The sequence below is a fragment of the Sphingomonas sp. CCH9-E2 genome (assembly GCF_001557215.1).
Classification (GTDB): Bacteria; Pseudomonadota; Alphaproteobacteria; order Sphingomonadales; family Sphingomonadaceae; genus Sphingomonas.
On the sequence record NZ_LSJM01000055.1, the window covers coordinates 34,283 to 60,150 of the forward strand.

General features: G+C 65.6%; 26 protein-coding genes. 18 read left to right on the forward strand and 8 right to left on the reverse strand.

Annotated features, from left to right (window positions below; genetic code table 11):
* The first annotated feature begins 74 nt into the window (after positions 1-74).
* The 8 genes from AX681_RS03035 to AX681_RS03070 all read left to right on the forward strand — a co-directional run bounded on the left by AX681_RS03035 (position 75) and on the right by AX681_RS03070 (position 14,356).
* Positions 75-2,207, forward strand: a complete 2,133-nt coding sequence (locus AX681_RS03035) for a M23 family metallopeptidase (protein WP_197424218.1) — start codon at positions 75-77, stop codon at positions 2,205-2,207.
* Positions 2,204-9,205 (forward strand): hypothetical protein, encoded by a 7,002-nt coding sequence (locus tag AX681_RS03040; RefSeq protein ID WP_066681750.1) that lies wholly within the window; start codon positions 2,204-2,206, stop codon positions 9,203-9,205. The genes AX681_RS03035 and AX681_RS03040 overlap by 4 nt, the downstream gene beginning before the upstream one ends.
* 74 nt (positions 9,206-9,279) lie before the next feature.
* A complete protein-coding gene (locus AX681_RS03045) occupies positions 9,280-12,459 on the forward strand; it encodes a hypothetical protein (RefSeq protein WP_156456022.1) in 3,180 nt (1,059 codons plus the stop codon).
* Positions 12,456-12,695 carry a hypothetical protein gene (locus tag AX681_RS03050; RefSeq protein WP_066681755.1) on the forward strand — a complete coding sequence of 80 codons (240 nt, stop codon included), beginning with the start codon at positions 12,456-12,458 and terminating at the stop codon, positions 12,693-12,695. The genes AX681_RS03045 and AX681_RS03050 overlap by 4 nt, the downstream gene beginning before the upstream one ends.
* Entirely contained in the window at positions 12,692-13,132 is a 441-nt protein-coding gene (locus AX681_RS03055; RefSeq protein WP_066681757.1) for a hypothetical protein, read from the forward strand. The genes AX681_RS03050 and AX681_RS03055 overlap by 4 nt, the downstream gene beginning before the upstream one ends.
* Positions 13,129-13,635 carry an endolysin gene (locus AX681_RS03060; protein WP_066681758.1) on the forward strand — a complete coding sequence of 169 codons (507 nt, stop codon included), beginning with the start codon at positions 13,129-13,131 and terminating at the stop codon, positions 13,633-13,635. Before AX681_RS03055 ends, AX681_RS03060 begins: the two co-directional genes overlap by 4 nt.
* Positions 13,632-13,961, forward strand: coding sequence for a hypothetical protein (locus AX681_RS03065; protein ID WP_197424219.1), 330 nt, complete (start codon positions 13,632-13,634; stop codon positions 13,959-13,961). Before AX681_RS03060 ends, AX681_RS03065 begins: the two co-directional genes overlap by 4 nt.
* Positions 13,958-14,356, forward strand: a complete 399-nt coding sequence (locus AX681_RS03070; RefSeq protein WP_066681770.1) for a hypothetical protein — start codon at positions 13,958-13,960, stop codon at positions 14,354-14,356. The genes AX681_RS03065 and AX681_RS03070 overlap by 4 nt, the downstream gene beginning before the upstream one ends.
* A gap of 44 nt (positions 14,357-14,400) precedes the next feature.
* Here the strand turns inward: AX681_RS03070 and AX681_RS03075 are convergent, their stop codons facing one another.
* A complete protein-coding gene (locus tag AX681_RS03075; protein ID WP_066681772.1) occupies positions 14,401-14,772 on the reverse strand; it encodes a hypothetical protein in 372 nt (123 codons plus the stop codon).
* Positions 14,773-14,845: 73 nt separating this feature from the next.
* On the opposite strand from AX681_RS03075, the gene AX681_RS03080 reads away from it, so the two are divergent.
* The 3 genes from AX681_RS03080 (at position 14,846) to AX681_RS22290 (ending at position 16,036) form a co-directional block, all read left to right on the forward strand.
* A complete protein-coding gene (locus AX681_RS03080) occupies positions 14,846-15,253 on the forward strand; it encodes an HIRAN domain-containing protein (protein WP_066681774.1) in 408 nt (135 codons plus the stop codon).
* Positions 15,250-15,561: a hypothetical protein gene (locus AX681_RS22285; protein WP_197424220.1), complete on the forward strand. Its 312-nt coding sequence runs from the start codon at positions 15,250-15,252 to the stop codon at positions 15,559-15,561. The genes AX681_RS03080 and AX681_RS22285 overlap by 4 nt, the downstream gene beginning before the upstream one ends.
* 307 nt (positions 15,562-15,868) lie before the next feature.
* Positions 15,869-16,036 carry a hypothetical protein gene (locus AX681_RS22290; protein WP_197424221.1) on the forward strand — a complete coding sequence of 56 codons (168 nt, stop codon included), beginning with the start codon at positions 15,869-15,871 and terminating at the stop codon, positions 16,034-16,036.
* A 15-nt stretch (positions 16,037-16,051) separates the two neighbouring features.
* Here AX681_RS22290 and AX681_RS03090 read toward each other — a convergent pair whose 3' ends face one another.
* Positions 16,052-17,341 carry an MFS transporter gene (locus AX681_RS03090; RefSeq protein WP_066681780.1) on the reverse strand — a complete coding sequence of 430 codons (1,290 nt, stop codon included), beginning with the start codon at positions 17,339-17,341 and terminating at the stop codon, positions 16,052-16,054.
* A gap of 234 nt (positions 17,342-17,575) precedes the next feature.
* Between AX681_RS03090 and pgsA the strand changes: the two genes are divergently transcribed.
* Genes pgsA through AX681_RS03115 form a run of 5 tightly spaced genes read left to right on the forward strand, consistent with a single transcriptional unit; the run spans position 17,576 to position 19,431 of the window.
* On the forward strand, positions 17,576-18,130 hold the full coding sequence (gene pgsA / locus AX681_RS03095) for a CDP-diacylglycerol--glycerol-3-phosphate 3-phosphatidyltransferase (RefSeq protein ID WP_066662805.1): 555 nt from the start codon (positions 17,576-17,578) through the stop codon (positions 18,128-18,130).
* Positions 18,130-18,381, forward strand: a complete 252-nt coding sequence (locus AX681_RS03100) for a MoaD/ThiS family protein (protein ID WP_066662765.1) — start codon at positions 18,130-18,132, stop codon at positions 18,379-18,381. Before pgsA ends, AX681_RS03100 begins: the two co-directional genes overlap by 1 nt.
* A complete protein-coding gene (locus AX681_RS03105) occupies positions 18,378-18,815 on the forward strand; it encodes a molybdenum cofactor biosynthesis protein MoaE (protein WP_066662767.1) in 438 nt (145 codons plus the stop codon). The genes AX681_RS03100 and AX681_RS03105 overlap by 4 nt, the downstream gene beginning before the upstream one ends.
* Positions 18,816-18,859: 44 nt before the next feature.
* Positions 18,860-19,120, forward strand: a complete 261-nt coding sequence (locus AX681_RS03110) for a ribbon-helix-helix domain-containing protein (protein WP_066662772.1) — start codon at positions 18,860-18,862, stop codon at positions 19,118-19,120.
* The gene (locus AX681_RS03115) at positions 19,117-19,431 is read left to right on the forward strand and encodes a type II toxin-antitoxin system RelE/ParE family toxin (protein ID WP_066662808.1); all 315 of its coding nucleotides are present in this window, start codon (positions 19,117-19,119) and stop codon (positions 19,429-19,431) included. The genes AX681_RS03110 and AX681_RS03115 overlap by 4 nt, the downstream gene beginning before the upstream one ends.
* Here the strand turns inward: AX681_RS03115 and AX681_RS03120 are convergent.
* The 4 genes from AX681_RS03120 to AX681_RS03135 all read right to left on the reverse strand — a co-directional run bounded on the left by AX681_RS03120 (position 19,428) and on the right by AX681_RS03135 (position 23,583).
* On the reverse strand, positions 19,428-20,339 hold the full coding sequence (locus tag AX681_RS03120; protein WP_066662818.1) for a hydrogen peroxide-inducible genes activator: 912 nt from the start codon (positions 20,337-20,339) through the stop codon (positions 19,428-19,430). The genes AX681_RS03115 and AX681_RS03120 overlap by 4 nt on opposite strands.
* An 87-nt stretch (positions 20,340-20,426) precedes the next feature.
* Positions 20,427-22,007 (reverse strand): alkyl hydroperoxide reductase subunit F, encoded by a 1,581-nt coding sequence (gene ahpF / locus AX681_RS03125; protein ID WP_066662776.1) that lies wholly within the window; start codon positions 22,005-22,007, stop codon positions 20,427-20,429.
* Between the two features lie 114 nt (positions 22,008-22,121).
* Positions 22,122-22,685 carry an alkyl hydroperoxide reductase subunit C gene (ahpC, locus tag AX681_RS03130; RefSeq protein WP_066662779.1) on the reverse strand — a complete coding sequence of 188 codons (564 nt, stop codon included), beginning with the start codon at positions 22,683-22,685 and terminating at the stop codon, positions 22,122-22,124.
* A 133-nt stretch (positions 22,686-22,818) separates the two neighbouring features.
* A complete protein-coding gene (locus AX681_RS03135; protein ID WP_066662782.1) occupies positions 22,819-23,583 on the reverse strand; it encodes a sulfite exporter TauE/SafE family protein in 765 nt (254 codons plus the stop codon).
* A gap of 156 nt (positions 23,584-23,739) precedes the next feature.
* On the opposite strand from AX681_RS03135, the gene epsC reads away from it, so the two are divergent.
* Positions 23,740-24,435: a serine O-acetyltransferase EpsC gene (gene epsC / locus AX681_RS03140; RefSeq protein WP_066662785.1), complete on the forward strand. Its 696-nt coding sequence runs from the start codon at positions 23,740-23,742 to the stop codon at positions 24,433-24,435.
* Positions 24,432-24,776, forward strand: coding sequence for a DUF2794 domain-containing protein (locus AX681_RS03145; RefSeq protein ID WP_066662788.1), 345 nt, complete (start codon positions 24,432-24,434; stop codon positions 24,774-24,776). The genes epsC and AX681_RS03145 overlap by 4 nt, the downstream gene beginning before the upstream one ends.
* A gap of 7 nt (positions 24,777-24,783) precedes the next feature.
* Here AX681_RS03145 and AX681_RS03150 read toward each other — a convergent pair whose 3' ends face one another.
* Positions 24,784-25,059, reverse strand: coding sequence for an acylphosphatase (locus tag AX681_RS03150; RefSeq protein WP_066662791.1), 276 nt, complete (start codon positions 25,057-25,059; stop codon positions 24,784-24,786).
* A gap of 162 nt (positions 25,060-25,221) precedes the next feature.
* A complete protein-coding gene (locus AX681_RS03155) occupies positions 25,222-25,851 on the reverse strand; it encodes a carbonic anhydrase (RefSeq protein WP_066662794.1) in 630 nt (209 codons plus the stop codon).
* Positions 25,852-25,868: the final 17 nt, after the last annotated feature.

Genomic DNA, 25,868 nt, shown 5'->3' on the forward strand with positions numbered 1-25,868 from the left:
CCGCGTCATGGTGACGCATCATGTGACTGTGCATCGGGCTGATGCTTGCTGTCAAAGTGAAATACTGTCGATGCATGGCCCGTGTTCCGATCATCCAAGGTCCTTCAGTCGGCCTTGCCCCCGTCTCGCGCGAGCGCATCCGTCCCGTAGATAATGGCGGCGGCGCACTTGGAGGCCTTGGCCGCGGCCTGCAGCAGCTCGGGCAGACGGGCATGCAGGTTGCGCAGGCACAGGATCGCTTGCTGGAAGAGCAGGATGAGGCCGGGTCCAAGGCGCTCGACGCCGAGGCGATCCCGCTGATCCAGAAGTCGCTGACCGAGTTCACGGCGCTGCAGGGTGAGAAGGCGAGCGCCGAAGCGCTGGACGGGGCAAAGAAGCGACTGATCGAACAGCGGGACGAGTTCCTCAAGCGCGCGCCAACCCCCCGGATGCAACGCATGCTCGGCGATGTGCTCGACCATCGGCTTGCTTTGGCGGCCGGTCAGATGGAGGCGCATTCGGTCAAGCAGATCGGCGTGGCGTGGGAGACGGCGAGCGTGTCGCGCCAGACCGCGTCGGCGGAGGCCGCCATGGCGGCGAGCGATCCGGTCGAGCGGCGCATGCACATCGACACTGGCGTTGCTGAATTGCGCAAGCTGGGCGAGCGCAAGGGGGTCGGCGAGGATGTGCTCAAGGTCGAGGCGCTCAAATTCGCGTCGGGCATCCATCGCCGCGTCGCTCTCGATATGGTCGATGCCGACAATGTCGACGGGGCGCTTGCCTATCTGGAAGCGAACAAGGGCGAGATCGCGGCTGACGATGAAGCGCAGATCAACCGTGCCCTGCGCGATCCGCTGGAGCGACGGCAGACTGAGGGGGATACTGTCGGCATCCTGCGCGCGGAGACGGGCACCGAGGCGGGCGCCAGCTCCTCGCCGCATGATCCGCTTGGCGGAGCGGGTCGCATGCCGGTCAACGGCGGGGGCTATGGCGCGGCGCGGGATTATGGAGCGCATAACGCGGTGGACATTCCCGCCGCGCGCGGCACGCCGATCAAGCCGGAACGGGTTGGCACCGTGCGCGTGTCCAGCAGCGCCAAGGGCGGAAACATCGTCACGATCGACTATGGCGACGGGACTGTCGACAAATACATGCATTTGGACGCGGTCAGGGTGAAGGATGGCGACCGGGTCACCGCCGATACCGTGGTCGGCACGGTGGGCAGCACCGGGCGGTCGAGCGGTCCGCATCTGCACTGGCAGCGGCTGGTCGGCGGCAAGGCGGTCAATCCGCTAGAGGCGCGGAGCCGTGGTCCGCAGCAGGAACCGCAGCGGCATGACCTGGGCGCTGCGCTGGCCGAAGTCGATCGCCGCGCGGACGAGGGGGGGTGGTCGCCGGAGCGGCGAGCCCGGGCGAAGCAGTGGGTCGAGAACAGGGTGGATCAGGATGAAAAGCTGATCCGGCGGCGCGAAGACGAGGCCGACCGCCAGGCGTGGGATGCGATCGACGGTCTTCCAAACAATCAGATCACATCGATCGAGCAGATCCCGGCGAGCATCCGCTCGCGGATGAGTTCGCGCGCGCGGATGCAGATCGAGGATGAGATCGCCCGCAATACCAAGCCGAAGGAAGTCGAGGCGAATGGCGATGCGGCGATCACGCTCAAGGTGCTGGCGGCGCGGGACGAAGAGGCGTTCAAGGCGCTCGACCTGCGACAATACCGGTCGCAGCTCACGCCGGGAGAGTTTGAAAGTCTTGCGGTCGATCAGGCGCGGATGCGCGCGAAGCCAGCCGAGGCGCGCACGACGGCGAATGTCCGCGCCGAGATCGATCGCACGATCACCTTCTATGGTGGTGACATCGGGCTGGGCAAGAACGTCACCGATCGCAAGAACGAAGACGGTCGTCGCACCTATGGCCGCATCCAAGACAGCATGCGCGCCTATCTGGAGAGGGCGACCGAGGGCGGGAAGCGAAAGCCGACCGACGACGATCTGAAAGCGGCGTTCGATCACGCGACGATGGAGGTCATCGTGCGCGACCGGGGTGACCAGGTGGTCCGGCGCTATGAGGTCGATGGTCCGGCGCGGCTGGGGATCCGGGTGCCAAACGACGTCAAGGCGCGGATCGAGCAGTCGTTCGCGCGCGAGCGACGGCGTCTCCCCCGACCGGATGAGACGGTCGAAATCTATCTGCAAAACAAGGGAAGGCCGGGGTTCTGGCGATGAAGACCGATCCGCTAGACGCGCTGCTTGCCCCGCCTTCGCGTGAAGACCCGCTCGATGTTCTGCTGCGGCGCCAGGCGCAACAGCGCGCCGCCGCTGCGTTGGCGGTTTCGTCGCAGGATCCGGAGATCGCGGCCAAGGCAAACCGGCATTCACGCGATCTGGGCATTCCCGCGTCGACCGTCGAGCGCAATATCAAGGTGATTGATCGCGAAGCGACGGTCCGCACCGCTGTGCGCGAGATGAAGCAATCGACTTACCTGTCGCAATGGTTCGCCGACCCCCGCAACGCTGCGGCGGGGCTGGATGATGCCGGCGCGCTGCGCAAGCTCGCTGCTGCGACCCCGGCAAGGTCGGCACCCCAGCCGGGGGAAGCTCCATGGCTTGCTGTGCCGTTGGGCGGGACGTTCCCGGGCGTCGGCGCACCGCGGAAGCAGGCGGACCCGCTGGCCGGGACGGGTTACTATCTCCGGGCAAACCCGCCGCGCCCCCAGCGGATACCCCCCCAACCGGCGCAGCCTGGAGTTCGCCTTGGTAGTGCGGCGGAGCAGCAGATTTTGGCGCGGCGGATCGAGGGGCAGCGCCGCGCGGAAGGTCCGTTCGGTCGTATTGGCGCGCTGCTCGAGCGCGGTCTGTCATCACTGCATGCAGGTCTTAGCCGTACCGAGGCGGCATTTTCCCGTGCGATTGGTGCGGACGGCTGGGCGGACCACGTTGAGGCGTCGGCGCGGCGTAATGAGATGGTGGCAGCTGCGCCCATCCCGGGAGAGACGAGTCTTGGCGAGGTGAAGGCCAACCCGACTGTGGGCAATGTCCTGTCCTTCGGTGCCGAGGCGACGGTGCAGTCGGCGCCCGGGACCTTTGTTGCCGTCGCAGGTGCCCCGCTGTTCGTGCTTTCGCAGGCTGGAAGCATCGGTCAGTCGCGCGCGGAAAACAATCGGCGCACCGACGCGAACCTTGGTGATGTGGCAATCGCAACGCCGGCGGCTGTGGCTTCGATGTGGCTGGAGCGCACCGGCATTTTCGGCATTCTGGACGCCGCGGGCAAGAACGTCGTCACGCGCGTGCTCAAGGCTGGCGGTAAGGAAGCCGCGACCGAGGTTGCACAGTCGAACGTAGAATATGCTGGCGGGACGCTCGGTACCGTAGAGGGATGGCAGGCGGAGGGTGCGCTGGATCAGTCGCTCGCCGGTCTGATCGGTGGCGGGTTCATGGGAACAACCGTTCGCGGCGGGATCGAGGCCGGGGCGGGTGTCCGCGCGGCCGTTCGGAAGGTCGCTGACAAGGCACTGGTCGGGCGCGAGCGCGCCGAGATGGACGCGATCATGGATGCGGCGGCGGGGACCAAGCTGCGCCAGCGCGATCCCGAGGCGCTGCGGCTGTTCCTGTCGGGGCTCACCGAAGACACGGCCGTCGAGAATGTGTACCTGCCCGGTGAAGCGGTTGCGACGTACCTGCAGTCCGGCACCGATCAGGATGCCGAGTTCTGGGCGGGGTATGAGGATGCGATCGCCGAGGCGGTCGCTTCGGGGGGCGATGTCGTATTGCCGACCGCCGAGGTCGCGGCGCGGCTGGCTGGCACGCCCGCATGGGATGCGCTGCGCGACGAAGCACGGTTTTCGCCAGGCGGGCAATCGCGTCGCGAGGCCGGCGAGATAAGCGAAAGCGATGTCGAAGAGCTGGTCAGTGCGATCGAGCAAGAGATGGGTGCCGCGCGCGATGCGGCTGGGCCGCGCGAGCAGGTGTTCGGCGAGATGATGGCGAAGCTCACCAACGCGGGCTTCACTCCCGATGTCGCGCGGCAATATGCGGCGCTGTGGACCGCGCGGGCCGCCACCCGCGCCGAGCGACTGGGCGAGGCGCTGCGCGGCGACGAAGCCCAGTCGCTCACCATCAACCGCGTGCTGCCCGAGGGGCTCAAGCCGATCGCGTCGGTCGATAATCTCGATCTGGTCATTCAGGCGCTGCGACGGGGGCGGGACAGCCAGGTTGGCCGGGGCGGTCCGACGCTGCTGGAGTGGATCGCAGCACGCGGCGGGATCGACGATGTCGGCGGTGACATCGCGTCGATGGGCGGTGATCGCTGGCATCTGCTCGACACCGCGCGCAAGGCGACGATCAAGAGCGGCAAGCGCAAGGGGCAGGAAACCACCGTCACCACGGTCGCAGGGCGCCGCAAGCTGATCCGGGACCGTGCGGCGGCGGGGCAGGGCGCGATGTTCGCCGGCGGCGCGGCTGGCGATGGCAACCGTTTTGGCCTCGACGAAACACTGCGCGCGGCAATCGAAGCGGGCTTCTTCCCCGAACTGGCGCGGACCGAACAGAACGGGCAGTCACTGACCGATGCGGACCTCGCCGACACGCAGGTGCTGCTCGACGCGATCAGTGACGAGCTGCGCGGCAATCCCCGACGCGCCGAGAATGCGGAGACCGACCGTCTGCGCGACATGGCGGATGAGCTGACCCAGCTGCTCGACGAGGCTGGCATCGACGCTTCGACCGCGAGCGATGGCGATATCCGCGCGTTTGTGCAGCGGTTTCAGGCAGCGGCGACGGAAGGCCGGAGCTATGAGCAGGAGCTGGTAGATCAGGCGAGCCCGCGTCGCCCTGCTACGACGCTGGACGAAGCCACCCGTGCTGTCAGTGAGATTGTGGGCGGCGAGTTCACCAACGCGGCGACGGGCATCGCGGCGCAGCTGTCGCGCAACTCGCTGCGCAAGATGACCAGCGGCTCGGCGACCCGGAAGTCGCGGACGCCGCACGACCATGCGCTTGCGGTCGCCAATGTCGACCAGCTGTTTCAGGCTGCCCTGCTCAACGAAACCCGGCCGGACGCGCGGAGCGATGCGCCCCGGTTCATCCATCGCTTTGTCGCGCCGATGATCGCCGCCGATGGCGAGGTGGTCGCGGTCAAGATCACGGTGAAAGAGACCGAGGGGGCGCGCGCGCCGAACGTGCTCTACACGGTCGAGGCGATTGAGGTTGATGAAACGGGAGACGTGAAGCCCGTCGGCTTGGCCCCAGCCGAGACCGGGATTGAGCAGGTGCCGCCGCAAGCGGCGGACAACCGACCGACGGGCTTCAACGAAGATGTAAGGGCAGCCATCCGGGCGGTCAAGGATGCGGCCCGGTCGTTCGACCAGACGTTCGAGAGCGGCGCGCGGGGCCGTATCACCTTTGGTCAGGAGCAGCGGACGATCGACCTGTTCGCCAAGGCGGACCTTTCGACGTTCCTGCACGAGACCGGACATGACTGGCTGGAGCAGCTGAAGGCGGATGCTGGCCGTGCGGTGGAGGGCGAGGGCAGCAAGGAAGCGCGCCAGCTGTTCGCGGATTGGGAGACGGTGAAGGCGTGGTTTGCGACCAACGGCCATCCGATCGGCGAAGACGGCACGATCCCGGTCGAAGCGCACGAGATGTGGGCGCGCGGCGTCGAGCGGTTCGTGATGGAGGGGAAGGCCCCGTCCATCGGTTTGCGCCGGGCATTCGATGCGTTTCGGTCGTGGCTGCTCAACATCTATCAAGTCGTCCAGAACCTGCGGTCGCCGATCGATGGGCGGATCCGTGATGTGATGATGCGGCTGGTCGCGACCGACATGGAAATCGGGCTGGCGCTGGAGGATGAGGCGATCCGCCTGTCGTTCGATCGCGAACAGTTAGGGATGGGGCCGATAGAATATGCCGCCCTGCAGCAGGCAAGCGTCGAGGCGCGCGACGAAGCGCGCGATGCGTTGCTGTATCGCGTGATGGCTAGCGTCCGCGCCAAGCGAACCAAGGAGTATCAGGATCAGCGGGCCGGGGTGCTGGAGACGGTTACCGCCGAGGTCGCGGCCCGACCGGTGTTCAAGGCGATGGCAATGCTGCGCGGTGGTGCGCGGATCGATCGCGACTGGCTGATCGCGAATTATGGCGCCGATGCCCCGGTGCTGATGCCCAAGTCTGTGCCGCCGATCGTCGGGGAGAATGGAACGGCGGCTGACAGCATCGCCGAGCTGAGCGGGTTCGACACGGCGGACGCAATGATCCGCGCGCTGATGGGGCTGGAGGTTCGTCGCCGCGAAATGCGCGCGGCTAATGACGGCCGGAGTGTGCGGGCCGCCGTGGTCGAGGATGAAACCGACGCGATCATGCGCGACCGCTATGGTGATCCACTGTCGGACGGCACGATCGAGCGCGAGGCGCGGGAGATCATCCATAGCGACCGGTCCGGTGAGGTGATGGCGGCGGAGCTGCGGGCGCTGGAGCGCCGCCGGCGCGGCGCGGGTGATCCGAACCAGGCGATTACAGCTTATCAGGTGGCCAAGCGCTGGGCGGCGGACAAGGTGCGCAGCGGCAAGGTGGCGGATGTCGCATCGCGCGGCGCCATCGACCAGTATCGTCGGGCCGGGCGGCTGGCCGCGCGCCGGGCCGAAGAGGCGATGGTCAAGGGCGATATCGACGAGGCGTTCTTCCAGAAGCGCGCGCAGATGCTCAACACCGCGCTGGTCAGCGAGGCGACGGCCGCCGCCGATGCGGTGGATGAGGCGGTCAAGCGGTTGAGCCGGGTCGCCAAGCGGCGTACCATGAAGAACGTCGACCAGGACTATCTGGAGCAGGCGCAGGCCATGCTCGAATCGGTCGAGCTGCGCGAACGCTCGCAGGTGTCGCTGCGGCGACAGGGCGCGTTCGAGGCGTGGGTGCGCCAGCAGGAGGCGGAAGGCCGGGAGATCGTGGTGCCCGCCCGGTTCGAGGCGGTGATCGGCACAACGCACTGGTCGAAGCTGTCGGTCGAGAACCTGCTCGGCCTGGACGATGCGGTTGCCCAGATCATGAACCTTGGCCGCATGAAGCAGACGATGATCGACGCGCAGGAGGAGCGCGAATTCGAGGCGATCGTGAGCGACGCGGTCCAGGCGGCGGAGAAATTGCCGCAGCGGCCGCCTTCGAACCTGATGACGCCGGGCTTTGCCGATCAGCTGAAAGACGGCCTCGCCAATGCAGACGCGGCGCTGCTCAAGATGGAGACGGTGTTCGACTGGCTCGACGGGGGCAATTCGAACGGGATCTTCAACCGGATCGCATTTCGACCGATCGCGGCGGCGCAGGATCGCGAGAATGCGTTGCTGCAGGATTACATGAAGCGCATCGCCGATGCCTTTGCCGCAGTGCCGTCCGATGTCGCGAAGCGGTGGCAGGATCGGGTCGAGGTGACCGAGCTGCTCAACCGCGAAACCGGCCAGCCGTGGGTGCTGACCCGGCACGAGCTGGTCGCGGTCGCGCTGAACATGGGCAATGAGGGGAACATCCAGCGCCTGACCGACGGCTATGGCTGGCCGGAAACGCTGGTACGCGACGTGCTCAACCGCGAATTGTCGGCGAGCGAGTGGCAGTTCGTGCAGAACGTCTGGGACATCATCGATACGCTCTGGCCGGAGATCGCGGCGATGGAGCGCCGGGTGAACGGGGTCGAGCCTGACAAGGTGATGGCGAAGCCGCTGGAGACGCCGCACGGGACGTTCCGCGGGGGATATTACCCGGCGGTCTATGACACGGGCAAAAGCTATGCCGCCGAGCAGTTCGGCGGGGAGGCTTCGGACCTGCTCGACGGCAAGTACACCCGCGCCACCACCCGCGCATCAGCGTCGAAGGAGCGGTCGGAAAAGGTCAAGCGTCCGCTGCTGCTGCAGCTGGGGGTCATCAATCGCCATCTGGGCGAGGTGATCCATGACGTCACGCATCGCGAGGCACTGATCAACGCCTGGCGCTTCCTTGGGGAAGAGCGGGTGATGAAGGCGGTCGACCAGTCGCTCGGCCCGGCGATCCGCAAGCAGTTCAAGCCGTGGCTGCGCCATGTGGCGAACAGCTGGGCGAGCGAGCGTGCCGGCAATGAAGGGATCGCGAAGTTCATCAATGGCATGCGCACCAACGCGACGGTGGTCGGCATGGGGTGGCGGGTCTCCACGATCATGACGCAGGCGGCGGGGTACTCCAACAGCTTCGAATATGTCGGGATGCGCTGGGTTGGGCCGGAGATTGCGCGCTTCGCAGCGCAGCTGACCGGATCGGCGGCGCGGTTCGTGACCTTCCAGGGTGTGCGCATGCCCGCGATGATGGCCTTTGTGCGCGCCCGGTCGGGCGAGATTGCAAACCGCATGGACACGCTCGACCGCGACGTGTTGCGCTCGGTCAACGCGATGCGCGGTCAAACGGGCATCGTCGCGCAGGCAAAGCGGTCGATGTTCATGGGCATCGGTCTGATGGATCAGGCGGTTGTCATCCCGACCTGGATGGGTGCCTATAACAAGGCGATTGCCGCCGGGATGGAAGAAGCCGACGCGATCTTCGCTGCGGACAAGGCGGTGCGCGTGTCGCAGGGTGCGAGCGGCGCCAAGGATCTGGCGGCTGTGGCGCGTGGGGACGGCAAGTGGGGTGAGGCGCTGAAGTTTTTCACCATGTTCTATTCCTACCTGTCGGCCTTTCACCAGCGCCAGCGGACGCTTGGGCGGGATGTCGCGACGGCCGTGCGTGAGCGCGATTACCGGATGACCCCGCGGCTGGTCGCGCGCGCCTGGTGGCTGATCGTCGTGCCTCCACTGCTTGCCGAATTACTCGCCGGGCGCGGTCCGGAAGAGGAAGAGGACTGGGGGTGGTGGGCGTTCCGCAAGATGCTGTTCCAGTCGCTTGGCCCTATCCCGTTCGTGCGCGACATCGGCGAGCCGCTCTGGGCGGCGGCGGAGGGGCGTCCGTCGTTCGGCTACAGCATGTCGCCGATCCAGCGCGTCGGCGAGACGTTCGTCAATGTGGGCGGCGACGCGGGCAAGATCGCGCGTGGCGAGGATACGAAGCGCGCGACCCGCAATGCACTCGAAGCGGCGGGCTATGCGACCGGGTTGGTGCCGGGGCAAGTGGCGTCGGCGGTGCAGTTCCTGGTCGATGTCGGAGAGGGTGAGCAGAACCCGGAGACGGCCGCCGAATGGTGGGAAGGCCTGACCAAGGGCAAGATCAAGGATCAGGAGGAGTAACGCCCTCTGTGCATTGCGCGGGCGCGATAGGGTCGGGCGCGTAGCCGGGTGCTGTCAGGCACCTGGAGCGATTGATGGCAGTCACCGTCGGAAATGGAGTGGTCGCGGGACCGTTCACCCCGAACGGGGTGACGACGTCCTTCGCGTTCGAATTTCGCGCGCTCGCTAAGGGCGACCTGACGGTCTATCGCGGCGCGCCCGACGATTGGGATGCGGTCGATCCGTCGCTGTATGATGTTGCCGTCAACACGGTCCAGGGCGGCACGGTGCAGTTCACCGCCGCGCCAGCCGCTGGCTATCCCCTCTACATCGCTGCCACTCCGCTGTTCGATCAGGGGACCGAATACCCGGGCGGCGAAGCGCCCTTCACTCCCAAGTCGTTAAACGCAGAGTTCGATCGCGCCGCGATGCGGGCGGTGGTGCTCAAAGAGCGGGTCGATCGCGCGGTCGTAGTGCCGCGTGGCGAAGAGCCCTTGCCCGCCGAATTGCCCGGCGAGGGCGAAGTCTGGGGCAATGTAGACGGGCGGATGGTCGGCGTGCCGAATGGCGCGGCAGCCTTTGCGGGCGCGGTGATCGAGGCGACGGCGCAGGTCGGTGCGCTGGTCGAGCAGGCGGCGGACCATGCCGGCGAGGCGGGGGATCAGGCGGGTATCGCGACGACGCAGGCGGGGATTGCGAGCGGGCAACAGGCCGTGGCCAGCGCGCAGGCGACCGTCGCGACCGCGCAGGCGGTGATTGCCACATCTGCCAAGGATTTGATCCTGGCGGCGCTGGTCGCGGGGAAGTATTTCGTCACGCCGTTGCTGGCCGATGCCAAGACGGCGGGCCTCGCCGCCGTGGCGAACGGCGAATCGTTCTATGCCACAGGGGGCGATGTCGATTATATCGGCTTCTACACCGACACGGCGGGCGTCGCGGTCGAGAAGGTCGAGGGGCGGATCGCCAAGCCGTCGCTTCTGAACAACGTGCCGACCGGTTCGGCATTGCAGATCTTCACGGGCGAGGCCCCGGATAATGTGGGCGTGACCGGCGACCGGGGATATTCGACCGACCGCAAGCTCAATTACCTTGCCCGAACCGGCACCGGGTGGGCGGCGGCGATTGCCGAGGATGGCACGCTCGTCCCCAAGATCAGCACCATCTACGACCTTGCCCGCGCGCCATTGCCCGCCGGGCTGATTACGTGCGTGCGCGCGCAGGGAACGACCGACCTGACCTTCGAGGACGATCGCACCAGCTATGCGACGTTCGCCGCCAACGAACCGCTTTGGCATCCGACGCGCGGCTATCTGTCCTTTCAGATTTCCGAGCAGCTTGCGCCCACGCCCGTCAATCCGGGCAATGGCAGTTTTACGTTCAACGCGCCGTCCGCTGGGCGTTACATCGTTTGGGGCAAAGGCGCGGGCACGGCACTGACCGCGCCCGGCGATACCAGCCCGGCGACCGCGACCGGCTTTGGGTCGCGCACGCTCGCCGATATCGGCTATCAGGTCATCGTCGTCACCACGCCGGGCAACATCAAGGTCACGCTGTCGGGCACGAGCGCGGCGACACGCATCCAGTGCGAGTATAATCCGCTGCTGCCCACACTGTCGGTGCCGACGCCGTTCATGCCGACTACCGGCGTGCGCAATGCCGACCAGCTGAAGGCAACGGGAGCGCTGGCCGCCGTTATTCAGGCGGCGGCGGGCTACGTGGAAATCGACGCGCGCGTACCGGTGCGGGCGACCAGCGCGCAGAACACGATCCTGGGCATGGCCAATTACCCGGTGTTCTTCGCATCCGGTCCGGCGTCGCTGACCTATTACGATACGGTCGAATTTATCAGCGTGACGCTGGGGTCGCGCACCTTTGCCGATGCGACGCCGCCGCGTTTGGCATTCAGCTGGGACGCCGCGACGCTGCGCTATGCGATGGGCGATCGGCGCGAGCGCGAAGCCGCGCACACGCTGGCGGCCGGGCTGTCGCGGGCGACTATCTGCCTGGGCGCGCGATACAACAGCGATATCTATGGGCAGGATAGCCTGAACGGCGCGATCAGCCGGATCGCGTTCGCCAATACGGCGGCGCTGGTGAGCCGCGAAGAGCTGTACCGCCGCTACTCCCCGATCCGCCTTCCGACGCTGGCCGACATGATGCCGACCGGGTTCGACGCCAAGCGCGACATGCCCGAGACGGTCGCGCGCATGGCGCTGCTGCTGGCCAACCCGGCGACCGAAGTGCTTCCGATTTTTGTGCTGGGCAATTCGGCGGCGGCGGGGGTGCCGGTGCGGTCGACAAGCTGGCCGCTCGCACTGGCGGCGCGGCTATTTGCACGCGGGATGCCGGTGTATACGAACAGCTTCACCGGCACGAACGGGACACCATGGACCGGTGGCACGAACGCCTATGACCCGCGTGCGACCTATACCGGCGGGGCTCCGAGCGGTGTCGGGCTGCACCCGTCCAACGCGATCACCCGCATCCCCGCCGGAACGTCGCTGCCGCTCGCATTCTCGACGACGCTGACCAAGCTGCAAGTCTGGACCACTACCGGGCCGGGCAATGGCAGCTATCAGGTGTCCACAGGAAGCGGTCCGATCGCGCCCGATGGTGGCGGTTCGGCGACGGTTTCAACCGATGGTGCCTTGGCGCTCGCCGCCAAGACGTTTACCGCCGATGCCGCCGCGACCTGGACGATTACGGCGATCGGTGCCGACGTGTTTCTGCACATGGCCATCGACAAGACGCCGGGGCGCATCCAGATCGTCAACGGTGCCATTTCCGGCGCGACTGCATCGACGCTGGCGACCGATACCAGCGTGACGAACTCCCTGTGGGAGTTGCCGCGCGCGCTGGGCGGGCCGCTGACGCTGCTGACGCCCGACCACGGGAACAGCTCGATTAACAGCGTGGCCATGGCCACCTATCGCGCCGCCGTCGCCGCGCAGATCGCGAAAGCCAAGGCCATCGCGGACGTGATCGCGATGACGCACATGACGTTCGCGCCGCAGCTGGCGCCCGATGCGCGCGACCGTGCCTATGCGATGGCGCAGAGCGCGATTGCACAGAATGGCGGGGCGAAGGTGTTCGATCTTCGCGCTTGGGAAGCCAAGATCGGTTACGCAACCATGCACGCCGCCGGATGGTATTTCGAGGCGGACATTCTGCAGGGCCTGCACTTCAACGGCACCGGCAATGACCGGCTGGTGGCGGCACCCGTCGAGGAAATGATGGTCGCGGCATGGATTGCCGCAGGGGGGACGCTGACATGATCGAACCGCAGCACGCGGAGCTGCTGGCGCAGGGCTTGAGCGATCAGGCGCGGCTGGCGTTCAACCTGGTCGGATCGGACGATGCGGCGGCGGTCGAGGCCGCGATCGAGCGCGCCACGGCGGCGCATCGGCGGTGGATCGAGGGGGACTTGCCCGACCTGTCGGATGGCCGGGTCGAGCTGCGCTTGCGGCTCGCCTTTGCCTATGACCCGATGGTGTTCGGATCGCCGGAATGATCGGGGTAAACGAGCTGATCGCCGGGCTATTCGGCAGTGGCGGCGTCCTGATCGCACAGCATGGCTTCGGCTGGCTGAAGGCGCGGGCGCGGACCAATGCCGATGTGGACAAGCATCGCGACACGTTGACCATCCAGATGCTCACCGTGGCGCGCGAAGAGATGGCGGCGGTGCGGCTGGAGCTGGCGGCGGCGCGCGAAGAGGCGGACGAGCTGCGGGCGTTGCATGCCCGGCTGGCGCATTTCGAGGAGGCGCTGGACCATATCCATGCTCTGTTGAACGCCGAGGGCGCAGAGGAAGAACGCGCGGCCGAGCGGCGGGCGACGGCCTTTCTGAACCGGATGCGTCGGCTGGCCGATGCCCGTGGCGCGATCATCAATGAAATGCAGCGCATGGATTCGGGTGCGCGCTTGCCGACCGAAGGAGGTGAACGATGACTTATGCACTGGGCGCGACGTCGCGCAAGGAACTGACTGGCGTGCATCCCGCGATCGAGATGCTGGTCCATGAAGCGATCGCGATCACCGCACAGGATTTCAGCGTCCATGACGGTCTGCGTACCGATGTGGAGCAGGTCGACTATGTCGCGCGCGGCGTGTCGAAGACGCTCAACAGCAAGCATAAGCGCCAGGCGGATGGGTTCGGCCATGCGGTCGATCTGGTTCCGTTCATCAATGGCAAGCTGCGCTGGGAGTGGAAGCCGATCTTTGTCATCGCCGCCGCGGTGCGCCAGGCGCTCGACATCGTAAATGCGAAGCGGGCGGAGGTCGGCAAGGCACCGATCAAACTGATCTGGGGTGGCGTCTGGGACCGCGACTTTGCAAGCTTTCCGGCTGATCCAAAGGTCATGGAGATGGCGGTCAACGCCTACGTCTCGCGTCGCCGCAAGCTGGGCAAGACGGCGTTCATCGACGGGCCGCATTTCGAGCTGGCGTCTTGAGCCTCCCGGGCTGGCCTCCCCGCGACTGGCGCATGCTGCTGGCGCTGGTGTTTCTTGCAGGGGGCGGGATCGCCTGCACTGCCTATGCCGGCGCGGTTCTGTGGGCGCTCGCGTGGGAAGACTGGCCTGCCGCCGTCGCGCCCGCTCGTATCCAGTGGCTCGGCTGGCTGGGGGTTGGTGCGCTCGCCCTGATCGGTGTCGTGTTGACCAGCTTCGGCTTCGTCCTTGGGCGGCGCGCGTGGAAGATCAAGGCGGGCAGCTTCGATGCATCGGCGGAGGGCGGCGAGGATAGCGCCCCAGCCGCCGCCATAGAGGGCGAACGATGATCCAGGGCTACATCCTCGGCGGGGTCGCGCTGCTCGGCGTGGCAGGATCCGTGGGCGGCTATTTCTATGGCCGGTCGGATGGGGCGGCGATCGAGCAAGCTGCGCAGGCGCGCGCCGATCGGGCAGTGGAGGAAGAGCGCAAGCGGCGAGAGGGTGATGTCGTTCAAGGCGAGACGGCCGGGCAGGCCGCCGAGGTCGAGCGCTCCACCCAGACGAAGGAGGTCTATCGTGAAATCGAGCGCGTCATTCCGGGCGAGCCTGTCTATATCAATCGCTGCAATGCTCCTGACGGGGTGCGGGCACTCGACCGCGCGGTCGACATCGCCAACGGCAACGATCCCGGGCAATCTGCTGGCGAAGCCGCCGGAAGTCCCGAAGGTCCGCCGCAGCCCTGACGGTTCGCAAAGCGGCGCGGACGCAACGCGCTCGCAGGTCGATCTTATTGACGTGGCTGGGGCGCTGCGGCTCCAGCTCGTGCGCCTGATCTGCGCGACGCACCGCAGCCAGGGCGACGCGGTGCCGGTCTGGTGTCCCGCTTCGCCGCCGCGTCCCTGATCGCGCGATACTCCTCCGCATCCTCGCATAGCTCCCCGGCCGGTAGCGCGAGATAGCGCTCAAGCCGGTCGCGGTCGGTCGCTGTGAGGCGGGCGGGCACGCCATGCTCGACGTAGCGCTGCAGATATGACGAATGCTTGCCCAGCAGGCGCGACATCGCGGCAAGCGATTCGCCGCGCTCGATCGCGGTCTCGCGGATGGTGTCGCGTGGGGGCAGCCAGAGATAGGCCGCGCGGTAGGCTGGGTTCGGTCGCATCAAATTGCCTCTTGCCGAATCGAACGACCATCGTGTTAGCATGTTCCCTCTTCGTTCTCGATAGGGATTGGCCATGGATCAGCGCGAATTGAGCCTTGCCGTCGTCGGCATCGACTATGCGAACGCTGACGAAAGCGGCTCGGATCGCCGGTTCGAAATGCTGATCTGCGAACCGGGCGAGCTGGTCGATCTGCGGCCGGAGCCGACGAACGAACATGATCCCCACGCCGTGGCGGTGTTCACTGTCCGGGGCATCCAGCTCGGCTACCTGACAGCCGAGCGGGCGCCATGGATCGGGGCGAAGCTGCGTGCTGGCGAGGTATGGGAGGCGGTGTTCCAGGCGCGGGGTGCCACCGCGGCCTATATTCGCGTTCGTTTCGGTGGCGGGGCACCGACGCTCCCGCCGCCGCGACCTGTTGGTGGGGATCCTGCAGATGGCGAGGTTTACGCTGACCCCGACGGGCCGATGTGGGGGGCGTGACGCCCGGGCGGCGCTTCCGAACAATACGGGAGATCGATGAGGCTGGGTTCGACCTGCGTCTGTGGTGCTACCACTGTCAGCGGGCAGGGCGGATCGACGCGATCATATGGATGCACTTCGATCTGCGCGGGCTGTCGGATGCGCTCGATGACGCGCGGGCAAAGTTCCCGTGCCGCACATGCGGCGCGCGCGATTGCCTGATCGTGACTGCGACGCGCCCGCGCCTGGGCGGCGATGATGCGACGGCGGTGGTCTCGGGTTTCTTTCACCGCAATCGATCAGCGGCAAAGAAGCGGCGGCGCTGGTAAGTTGGTATCGCGCTGGTATCGCGGATTGCCGGATGTTCGCTGGACGTTCCGCCAATTTCCCCCTGCGCGCCGCGCCGCCGCTCTGTGCGGGAGCCTCCGGCATCGCAATGGCATTGCAGAGGTCAGGGGTTCGATCCCCCTCGGCTCCACCATCCCTTTGAAGAAACAGGCCGGAGCGCATTGCGCTGCCGGCCTTTTCTTTGCCCGGTGAAGGTTGGCGCGCTCCTCCGCGCGTCCCGCATCGGCACAGCCGTTAACGATCCTTTAGGGATAGCCGGAATCGTAAACGGCGCGTTAACTTGCCGCAATGCGACGCGAACTCATCCTGACCGGCGCCAGCCGAAGCCACCCCTTCCGGGCCAATCTTCCGCACGTACGCGCGCAGGTGCGCCGCAGGGAGGATGACGGCGACCTGAAGCTCTTCGCCATGAGCTTCACGGCGTTCTTCGTCTGTATCTACACGTTCATTTTTTGAACGGACCGCGCCGCGTCAGTCGCACGCACGATGTAGCCGCTGGGCGATCCAGGCCGAGATGATCGCCATGCCGGCGACGAACAGCAACTGATCCGCTGGGCCGACCCCCAGAGCGGTAATCGCGATCACCAGCAACGCGCCCAGCACCATGCCGAACGCGTTGACGATGTTGTTCGCTGCGACGGTGCGTGCGGTCTGGTCCTTCGTCACGGTGGTCGTGAGGAAGGCGTAGAGCGGGACCACGAACATGCCGCCAGCAATTGCGATCGCCATCAGCGTCACCAGAACCACCCACGCCTGTGGCATCACCATGAAGCCGATCATGTCATAGAGCTGGCCGGGCGCAGCAGGGACCCAGAAGCGCGATTCGAACGAGAAGGCGACGATGAATACCGCCATCGCGATGACCGATGCGGGTGAATATTTGGCCGAAATCTCGCCCTTCAGCATTGCGTTGATGATCACCGATCCGATCGCGACACCGACCGAGAAGATTGCGATCATGAGACTCGCGACTTCCTTGGTGGAGGTCAGCACATTCTTGGCGAGCGGCGTGAAGATCACGATCAGCACCGCCCCCATGGTCCAGAAGAAGCTGATCGCGCAGATCGACCAGAACAGGCGCGGGATGTGCATCGTATTACCGATCAGCCGCCAGGAGGCAGTGAACGGGTTGAAATTGAGTTTGAGCTTGGCACCCTGACGCGGTGCAGCAGGGACCATGCGCCCAGTAAACCAGCCGATTACCGCGACGACCAGCGTCAGCCAGCCTGCCGTCTCGATCGAGACCCAACCTGCTACCACGGTGCCGAGCAGGATCGAGAGATAGGTCGCGGCCTCCACCATCCCGGTGCCGCCGAGGATTTCGTCTTCCTTCAGATGCTGTGGCAGAATCGCATATTTGATCGGGCCGAAGAAGGTGGAGTGGGTGCCCAGCATCAGCACTGCACCCAGCATCATGCCGACTCCGACCATCGGATAGCCGAAATGCGCGACGATGATGCCGCAGCCGCCAAAGAGCATAATGCCGATTTCGGCGGTCTTTACCCACCGGATGATCTGTGCCTTGTCATAGGTGTCGGCGAGCTGGCCGGATAATGCCGAGAGCAGCACGAAGGGCAACAATGCAGCGCCGGTGGCGAGTGCATTGAAGACGAACTCGGTCTCCGGGTCGTTCAGCACCTGATAGGTGGCGAACAAAACCATCGCGGTCTTGAACAGATTGTCGTTGAACGCCCCCAGGAACTGCGTGACGAAAAGGGGGAGAAACCGGCGCTCCTTGAGCAGTCCGAGCGCGTTGTTCATATGCGTGGCGGGCCTTCGTCCGTCAAAACTGGCGCACGCATAGCCGGGCGGCACGGGGTGCGGCAACAGCTAGAGTTGTTTCAGCTTCGCTGAAACGGCACCGGCCCGCTCCCCAACCCGGCCACCCATATTATGCTACCGCTGGGTGGCCGGGTGGGGGAGCGGGCCGGTGCCGCCATTAAAGCGCGACCAAGAGGGGATGATCGCGGGGACATGCAGTGCTAGAGGCGAATGATGCTGACGCTGCCTAACGTCCTGACGCTGTCGCGAATCGTCACCGTGCCGCTGCTGGTATTCTTCCTCTGGTGGCCGCGTTGGGAGGCGGGGTATGCCCTGGGCTTCGCGACTTACTGCCTGATGGGCATCACCGATTATTTCGACGGCTACCTCGCCCGGTCGCGGGGGACCGTGTCGAAGCTGGGCGTGTTCCTCGATCCGATCGCGGACAAGATCATGGTTGCGGCGGTGATCCTGATCTTGTGCGCCAAGGAGTTGATCCCCGGCATCCACATGATCGCGGCGCTGGTGATCCTGCTGCGCGAGATTGCGGTGTCAGGGCTGCGCGAGTTTCTGGGCGGGATCCAGGTGTCGGTTCCGGTGTCGGCGCTGGCCAAGTGGAAGACCGCGCTGCAACTGACATCGCTGGGTGGACTGATCCTCGCCGGGGCGCTGCCGGGATGGGGATGGGTGCATGACACCAGCCTGGCGATGCTGTGGGCGGCCGCGGCACTGACGCTGATCACCGGATGGGACTATCTGCGCGTCGGCTTGCGGCACATGGACAGCTGATGCGGCTGTTGTACTTCGCCTGGGTGCGCGAGACGATCGGGCTGGGCGAGGAAGAGGTGTGGCCGCCCGAGGCGGTGCGAACCGTAGCTGATCTGATCGAGTGGCTGCGCGGGTGCAGCGATGCCCATGCGCGGGCCTTTGCCGATATGACAAGGCTGCGCGCCGCATTGGATCAGCGATTCGTGGCTCTCGACAGCGAATTAGGCGCCGCGCGCGAGGTTGCGATCTTTCCCCCGGTGACCGGCGGATGATCCGCGTATCGGTCGACACTGCGCCGATCGACGTCGGGATCGAGCTGGCCGGGATCGAGGAAGCGGGCGCGGGTGGGATCGCCAGCTTTATCGGCGTGGTGCGCGGCGATGACGGCGTCACCTGCCTAGAGCTCGAACATTATCCGGGGATGACCGAAGCGGTGCTGTGCGACCTTGCCGAACAGGCGATGGCGCGCTGGGGACTGGTGTCTGCGGTCATCGTGCATCGGGTGGGGCCGATGGCGCCGGGCGAGCGGATCGTGCTGGTCGCGACCGCAGCAGCGCATCGCGGCGCCGCGCTGGAGTCGTGCGCGTTCCTGATCGATCGGCTGAAAACCGACGCGCCGTTCTGGAAGCGGGAGCATCGCGGGGAGGCGGTCAGCTGGGTCGATGCGCGGGAGAGCGACGCGAATGCGGCGGCGCGCTGGCGTTGATCCGTCAACGATATTCCACTATATCGTGACAGAAGGAGTTGCGCATGGCCACGACGCTGAATGTCCGAATTACTGGACCGCTTGAAGAGTTTGTCAGCGAGAATATCGGTGCCAATGGCTCCTATGAGAATGCCAGCGAATATGTCCGAGACCTGATCCGGCGCGACCGCGAGCGGGTTGAGGCCGAGCGGTTTGCGACGCTGAAGGCGGAGTTGCAGCGGGCGTTTTCGGCACCCGAGAGCGATTACAAGGCCTTCGACCCTGACGCATTCCTGCGACGCGCACGCGATCGGTGGCGGGGGTGAGCCGATACCTTTTGCTGGATCACGCCGAGCACCGGCTTGACGAGATTGTCGATTTCACGCGGGATCATTGGGGCGAGGCACAGGCAATCCGCTACTTCCAGGGAATAACTGGCACATTCGTCGAAATCGCGTCGCGACAGTTTCCGTGGCGAGCCATCCCGGCAGAGTTTGGCGTCGATGGGTTCTTCTGCCGCTACGAACGCCACTATATCTACTGGCGCACCCTGAGCAGTGGTGAGGTAGGCATTGTTACAATTCTCCACGAGCGCATGCACCAGATCGCTCATGTCCAGCAGGCGTTCGGAGCCTAGCTAGCGGTTCCCGACTGGGCCAGCACCTCCGCCAGCAGCCTGAAATCCCGTTCGCGCGGGCTGGCCTTCCGCCAGACCAACGCGATGCGGCGCGAGGGGTTGTCGGCCTGGAGCGGGCGCGCGGTAATATGGGTGTGGTCGAGGATGCCGGCGTCGATCGCCATTTCGGGTAGCATCGTCACGCCGAGGCCATTGTCGACCATCTGGACCATGGTGTGAAGCGATGTGCCGAGCATCGTTGCCTCCGCGCGCAGTTCCGGGCGGTTGCACGCGGCGAGCGCGTGATCCTTGAGGCAATGCCCGTCCTCGAGCAGCAGCAGGCGGGTCTCGTCGATCTCGCTGGCGGTCACGCTGGCGTGATCGGGCTCATACTCGCCTTCCGGAAAAGCGACGAACAGCCGGTCATCGAACAGCGGCGCGGTTTCGACATCGCCACAGGCATAGGGGAGGGCGAGGAGGACGCAATCGGTGCGTCCGGTGTGCAGGCTTTCGCACGCAGCCCCGCTCGGCTCTTCGCGCAGGAACAGCTTGAGGTCGGGATAGTCGCGACGCAGCCGGGGCAGGATGCGGGGCAGCAGGAACGGGGCGATGGTCGGGATCACGCTCATCCGCATTTCGCCCGACAAGGGCCGCCCGGCGGCTCGGGCCAGATCGGCCAGCTCATCTGCCTCGCGCAGCACGCGGCGCGCCTTGTCGACGATTCGCTCGCCCAAGGGCGTGAAGCGGACGACGCGCCGGGTGCGTTCGACCAGCACGACGCCGATCAGTGTTTCCAGCTCGCGTAAACCCGCCGACAGGGTCGATTGGGTGACGAAGCACGCCTCGGCCGCCCGGCCGAAATGGCCATGATCTTTCAGCGCAACCAGATACTGCAGCTGCTTGAGCGTCGGAAGGTAGGTCTGCGCCATGATCGATCCAATCGATTGATGGCGCGGATATAAGTGATGTTCGCGATAACGCCACCCCCGCATTCTGCGGGAGCGGCATCATCCGGGTCAGGCGGCCGCAGCCTCGATCTCTTCGGCGGGGAGCCGGATGAGATAGTCGAAGGCCGAAAGTGCGGCGGTGGAGCCTGCACCCATCGCGATCACGATCTGCTTGTAGGGGACGGTAGTGGCGTCGCCCGCGGCGAAAATGCCCGGCTGGCTGGTCTCGCCTCGCGCATCGATCTCGATCTCGCCGCGCGGGGTGAGCGCGACGCTGTCCTTGAGCCATTCGGTGTTGGGGACGAGGCCGATCTGGACGAAGATACCTTCGAGCGCGATGTCATGCTCGACGCCGGTGTTGCGGTCCTTGTACGTCAGGCCGGTCACCTTCTCCGCGCCATTGACGCGGGTCGTGAGCGCCGAGGTGATGACCTGAACATTCGGCAGGCTGCCAAGCTTGCGCTGAAGCACCGCGTCGGCGCGCAGCTGGCTGTCATATTCGATCAGCGTGACGTGGCCGACGATGCCGGCCAGATCGATCGCCGCCTCCACGCCCGAATTGCCGCCGCCGATCACCGCGACGCGCTTGCCCTTGAACAGCGGGCCGTCGCAGTGCGGGCAATAGGCCACGCCCTTGTTGCGATATTCGTCCTCGCCGGGCACGCCCATCTGGCGCCAGCGGGCACCGGTGGACAGGATGATCGTCTTGGCTTTCAGGCTCGCGCCATTCGCCAGCACGACCTCATGCAACCCGCCTTCACGCGCAGCGGGGATCAGCTTCTCCGCGCGCTGCAGGTTCATGATGTCGACGCCATTTTCCTTGACGTGACCTTCGAGCTGCGCGGCGAGCTTGGGACCCTCGGTATAGGGGACCGAGATGAAATTCTCGATGCCCATCGTGTCGAGCACCTGGCCGCCGAAACGCTCGGCGGCGATGCCGACGCGCAGGCCCTTGCGTGCGGTGTAGATCGCCGATGCAGCGCCAGCGGGGCCGCCGCCGACGATCAGGACGTCGAACGGCTCCTTCGCCGCGAGCTTCTCGGCCGCCTTGGCCTCCGCACCGCTGTCGAGCTTGGCGACGATCTGCTCGAGCTCCATCCGGCCCGACCCGAACAGTTCGCCGTTCAGATAGACGGTGGGGACGGCGAGCACCTGGCGCGCATCGACCTCTTCCTTGAACAGCGCGCCGTCGATCGCGACGTGGCTGATCTTGGGGTTGAGCACCGCCATCAGATTGAGCGCCTGCACCACGTCTGGGCAGTTCTGGCAGCTGAGCGAGAAATAGGTTTCGAAGTGGAGGTCCCCGTCGAGGTTCTTCACCGCTTCGATCACGTCCTGCGCCGCCTTGGACGGATGGCCGCCGACCTGGAGCAGGGCGAGCACGAGGCTGGTGAATTCATGCCCCATCGGGATGCCGGCGAAGCGCACCCCGATGTCGGTGCCCGCGCGGCGGATCATGAAGCTGGGCGTACGCTTGTCGTCGTCCTTGCGGATCAGCGTGATCTTGCCCGATAGGCCAGCGATTTCGGTAAGGAGGCCTTCGAGCTCGCGCGACTTCGCATCGTCGCCAAGGCTCGCGACGAGTTCGATCGCTTCACGGATATGGACGAGATAGCCTTCCAGCTGCTGCTTGAGGTGCGCGTCGAGCATCGGGAAACTCCTTGAACTGAAATCAAAACGGCCCGGGGCATCGGGAAGGACTGCCCCGGGCCGCGTTCGCACCCGCCAAACTGGGGGAGGGGCGGGTGCGATTATGCGTCCGGCTTAGATCTTGCCGACGAGGTCGAGCGACGGGGCGAGGGTGGTTTCGCCCTCTTCCCACTTGGCCGGGCAGACTTCGCCCGGGTGCGCCGCGATATACTGCGCCGCCTTGATCTTGCGGAGCAGTTCGGCGGCGTTGCGGCCGACGCCTTCGCTGGTGATCTCGACCAGCTGGATCACGCCTTCCGGATCGATCACGAAGGTGCCGCGATCCGCGAGGCCCTGACCCTCACGCAGCACGTCGAAATTCTTCGACAACGTGTGGTTCTGGTCGCCCAGCATGTAGTAGTTGATCTTGCCGATCGCGGGCGACGTGTCGTGCCATGCCTTGTGGCTGAAATGCGTGTCGGTCGACACCGAATAGACCTCGACGCCCATTTTCTGCAGGGTCGGGTAGATGTCGGCCAGATCCTCCAGCTCGGTCGGGCAGACGAAGGTGAAGTCGGCCGGGTAGAAGAAGAACACCGCCCACTTGCCGCGCACGTCGGCGTCGGTGACCTCGACGAACTTGCCTTCCTTGAACGCGGTTGCCGTGAACGGCTTCAGCTCGCTTCCGATGAGCGCCATGTTTGTTCTCCTTTGGATGGTGCAGTGCAGCTTGTGCGACGCCGCATATAGGGTGCGGCGCAGCACTTCCAAATTGGAAGAGTCGCTCTAGCTGATCGATCAAATCACTCAATCGGCGGCAATTGATCGATTGTCAGGCGATGGTGCGATAGACGCTGTAGCTGCTGGTCAGGGTGAGGACGATGCCGACGAGGATCAGCAAGGTCTTGGTCGGAACGCGCTTCGCGAGGATAGCGCCGAACGGTGCCGCGATCACGCCGCCGATCAGCAGGCCGACGACTGCTTCGGTAAATGCCGAGAATCCAAGGTGAAAGATGAAGGTGATCGATACCGACAGGGTCAGGAAGAACTCGACGCTGTTGACCGTCCCGATGGTGTAGCGCGGCTGGGTCCCCTGGATCAGCAGGTTGCTGGTGACTACCGGCCCCCAGCCGCCGCCGCCCGCCGCATCGAGGAACCCGCCGGCAAGGCCCAGCGGCTCGACGATCTTCGGCTCGCGATGATGGCGCGTGGGGAAGCTGATGCCGCGCCACAGCAAATAGACGCCGATCGCTGCCAGATACGCCATGACATAGGGCCGGGTGACCGACGCATCGAGCGTGCTGAGCAGATAGGCACCTGTGACGCCCCCGATCACGCCGGGGATGAGCAGGCGGAAGAACAGCTTCCACTTCACATTCTTGTGGATCGCGTGGCTGATGCCGGACACGCCGGTGGTGAAGCATTCGGCTAGGTGCACCCCGGCGGATGCCGTCGCAGGGGGCACGCCGAGGACGCTGACCAGCAAGGTGCTGGAGATCACCCCGAACGCCATGCCGAGCGCGCCGTCGACGATCTGTGCGGCAAAGCCGACCGCGATGAACGGAAGCAGGGCCTGGACGTCGAAACCTTCAAACATGCACACACCTGCTTACGATCGGATGTTCGGTTTGCCCTTCGGTTTCAATTCCCACAAGATACATCGTGTTTAGACGGTACAAGGCAAATCCTTGCCACGCTGGAATTGCGCGACACACTTTCCTAAATAGGGGCTCTTACGAAAAGGGGCCTGATCATGTTCGGCGGCGTCGCAGCCTATCTTGATTCCATCCGCGCGCGCGATCCGGCACCGCGCAGCCGTGCCGAAATCCTGCTGTATCCCGGCGTGTGGGCGCTGTTTTGGCACCGCGTCGCCCATCGCCTGTTTCGTGCGCGGCTCTTTTTCCTGGCGCGGGCGGTGAACCATCTGTCGCGCTGGCTGACCGCGATCGACATTCATCCCGGCGCGACGATCGGGCGCAATTTCTTTATCGATCACGGCTTCGTGGTGATCGGCGAGACTGCCGAGATCGGCGACAATGTTACCATCTATCAATGCGTCACGCTGGGCGGGACCAGCCCCGATAATGGCGTGGCTGGCAAGCGCCACCCGACGCTGTCCGACGGCGTGATCATCGGATCGGGCGCGCAGGTGCTCGGTCCGATCACGGTCGGCCCGCGCGCGCGCGTCGGCGCGAATGCGGTCGTGACCAAGGACGTGCCCGAGGGTGCGGTGATGGTCGGCATTCCGGCCAAGCCGACCTTGGTCGAGGCCGAGGCGTGGAAGAAGGACTTCGTGCCCTATGGCACGCCGTGCAGCGAGCTGTACGACCCGGCGACGCAGAAGCTGGAAATCATGCGCTGCGAGCTGGAGACGATGCGGAAGCGGCTCGACGCGCTGCTGGCCGAGCGTGCGGCCGAGGGCCATCCGGAGCAGCGCGACCGGGCGTGAGCGCTGACATCACCCCATTTCCGGCGCGCAATGCACCTACTCAGGTCGGGTTCGACCGCGCCGAGTTGATGCGCATCCTCGACCTCTATGGCCGGATGGTCGCTGCAGGTCATTGGAAGGATTATGCCATCGACCTGGGGCGTGACGCCGCCGTGTTCGCCGCATTCCGCCGCACCGCCGAGCGTCCGGAGTTCCGCGTCGAGAAGCGCCCGGCGCTGCGCAATCGGCAGGGCATGTGGGCGCTGGTCAACGAATCCGGGGCGGTGCTGAAGCGCGGACATGAGCTTGGCCCGGTCCTCGCCCCGGTCGAACGCCGGTTGATGAAGTTGGTCGAGGACTGAACGCCGCTCAAGCGGTGAACCGCTTGGTGAAGCCCTTCACATTGCCGAGTTCGGCGGGTTGGGCATCAACCCGACTGACCTGTGCCATCCCCGGCCCCTCGCGACAGCGATCGACAAAGGTGTCGAGCGCGACGTCTTCACCGTCCGCCAAAATCTCGACCCGCCCATCCTGAAGATTGCGAACCCATCCGGTTACGCCCAACTGGCGCGCAGTACGCACCGCCCAGTCGCGATAGCCGACGCGTTGCACGCGCCCTTCGATCAGCAAACGCTGAGCCGCCATGTGATACTCCCCGCATACCCGTGCGCCTACGCTGCGCACGCCGGTTCCATAGTCCGTTGCAGGGCCGTGCGCCCAGCCCTTCCCGGCGCACCGATGGGGCGGTTCGGCGCGCCAGGCGTCGGCCTGGTCCCGAAATGGCCGGGGACTAGGACAAGTCCCCGGTCAGGCCGGGCTGAACTCGCCGCTTTCATCCATCAGATGCAGCACGCCGTCGCTGATCGCGAAATAAGCGCCGTGGATCGCAAGCGTCCCTAAGGCCTCACGCTTTGGAATGAACGGGAACGTGCGCAGATTTGCGATCGAGGTGCGGACCGTTTCCCGTTCCATCTCACGCGAAGCTTCCGGCCCGTCGCCGAACTTGGCCTTCACCCGTGCGCGCGCGTCGTCGAGCAGGCTGACCCAGGCGTGGACAAAGCCGCCATCGCCCGGCTCCGAATGCTGGAACATCTCGGTCAGCGCGGCATGCGCGCCACCGCACATGCCGTGGCCGAGCACGACGATTTCCTCGACCTCGAGCTTGGTCACAGCAAATTCGAGCGCGGCGGACACGCCGTGGCGACCGCCGTCATTCTCGAACGGCGGGACCAGATTGGCGACGTTGCGTACGACGAAGATTTCGCCGGGCAGGGTGTCGAAAATCTGCGCGGGCTCGACCCGACTGTCGGAACACGCGATCACCATCACCTTGGGCGCCTGTGCCTCGGCCAATTGCGCCCAGCGTTCGTGCTGGCGGCGGTAGTCGGCGGTGCGGAAACGGCGATAGCCGTCGACGAGGTCGGTGAAGTGAGTCATGCCGCCTCCATTGCCGC

Coding starts and splice junctions, on each gene's coding strand:
- AX681_RS03035 (WP_197424218.1), top strand. CDS start 75: ATGGCCCGTGTTCCGATCATCCAAGGTCCTTCAGTCGGCCTTGCCCCC.
- AX681_RS03040 (WP_066681750.1), top strand. CDS start 2,204: ATGAAGACCGATCCGCTAGACGCGCTGCTTGCCCCGCCTTCGCGTGAA.
- AX681_RS03045 (WP_156456022.1), top strand. CDS start 9,280: ATGGCAGTCACCGTCGGAAATGGAGTGGTCGCGGGACCGTTCACCCCG.
- AX681_RS03050 (WP_066681755.1), top strand. CDS start 12,456: ATGATCGAACCGCAGCACGCGGAGCTGCTGGCGCAGGGCTTGAGCGAT.
- AX681_RS03055 (WP_066681757.1), top strand. CDS start 12,692: ATGATCGGGGTAAACGAGCTGATCGCCGGGCTATTCGGCAGTGGCGGC.
- AX681_RS03060 (WP_066681758.1), top strand. CDS start 13,129: ATGACTTATGCACTGGGCGCGACGTCGCGCAAGGAACTGACTGGCGTG.
- AX681_RS03070 (WP_066681770.1), top strand. CDS start 13,958: ATGATCCAGGGCTACATCCTCGGCGGGGTCGCGCTGCTCGGCGTGGCA.
- AX681_RS03075 (WP_066681772.1), bottom strand. CDS start 14,772: ATGCGACCGAACCCAGCCTACCGCGCGGCCTATCTCTGGCTGCCCCCA.
- AX681_RS03080 (WP_066681774.1), top strand. CDS start 14,846: ATGGATCAGCGCGAATTGAGCCTTGCCGTCGTCGGCATCGACTATGCG.
- AX681_RS22290 (WP_197424221.1), top strand. CDS start 15,869: ATGCGACGCGAACTCATCCTGACCGGCGCCAGCCGAAGCCACCCCTTC.
- AX681_RS03090 (WP_066681780.1), bottom strand. CDS start 17,341: ATGAACAACGCGCTCGGACTGCTCAAGGAGCGCCGGTTTCTCCCCCTT.
- pgsA (WP_066662805.1), top strand. CDS start 17,576: ATGCTGACGCTGCCTAACGTCCTGACGCTGTCGCGAATCGTCACCGTG.
- AX681_RS03100 (WP_066662765.1), top strand. CDS start 18,130: ATGCGGCTGTTGTACTTCGCCTGGGTGCGCGAGACGATCGGGCTGGGC.
- AX681_RS03105 (WP_066662767.1), top strand. CDS start 18,378: ATGATCCGCGTATCGGTCGACACTGCGCCGATCGACGTCGGGATCGAG.
- AX681_RS03110 (WP_066662772.1), top strand. CDS start 18,860: ATGGCCACGACGCTGAATGTCCGAATTACTGGACCGCTTGAAGAGTTT.
- AX681_RS03120 (WP_066662818.1), bottom strand. CDS start 20,339: ATGGCGCAGACCTACCTTCCGACGCTCAAGCAGCTGCAGTATCTGGTT.
- ahpF (WP_066662776.1), bottom strand. CDS start 22,007: ATGCTCGACGCGCACCTCAAGCAGCAGCTGGAAGGCTATCTCGTCCAT.
- ahpC (WP_066662779.1), bottom strand. CDS start 22,685: ATGGCGCTCATCGGAAGCGAGCTGAAGCCGTTCACGGCAACCGCGTTC.
- AX681_RS03135 (WP_066662782.1), bottom strand. CDS start 23,583: ATGTTTGAAGGTTTCGACGTCCAGGCCCTGCTTCCGTTCATCGCGGTC.
- epsC (WP_066662785.1), top strand. CDS start 23,740: ATGTTCGGCGGCGTCGCAGCCTATCTTGATTCCATCCGCGCGCGCGAT.
- AX681_RS03150 (WP_066662791.1), bottom strand. CDS start 25,059: ATGGCGGCTCAGCGTTTGCTGATCGAAGGGCGCGTGCAACGCGTCGGC.
- AX681_RS03155 (WP_066662794.1), bottom strand. CDS start 25,851: ATGACTCACTTCACCGACCTCGTCGACGGCTATCGCCGTTTCCGCACC.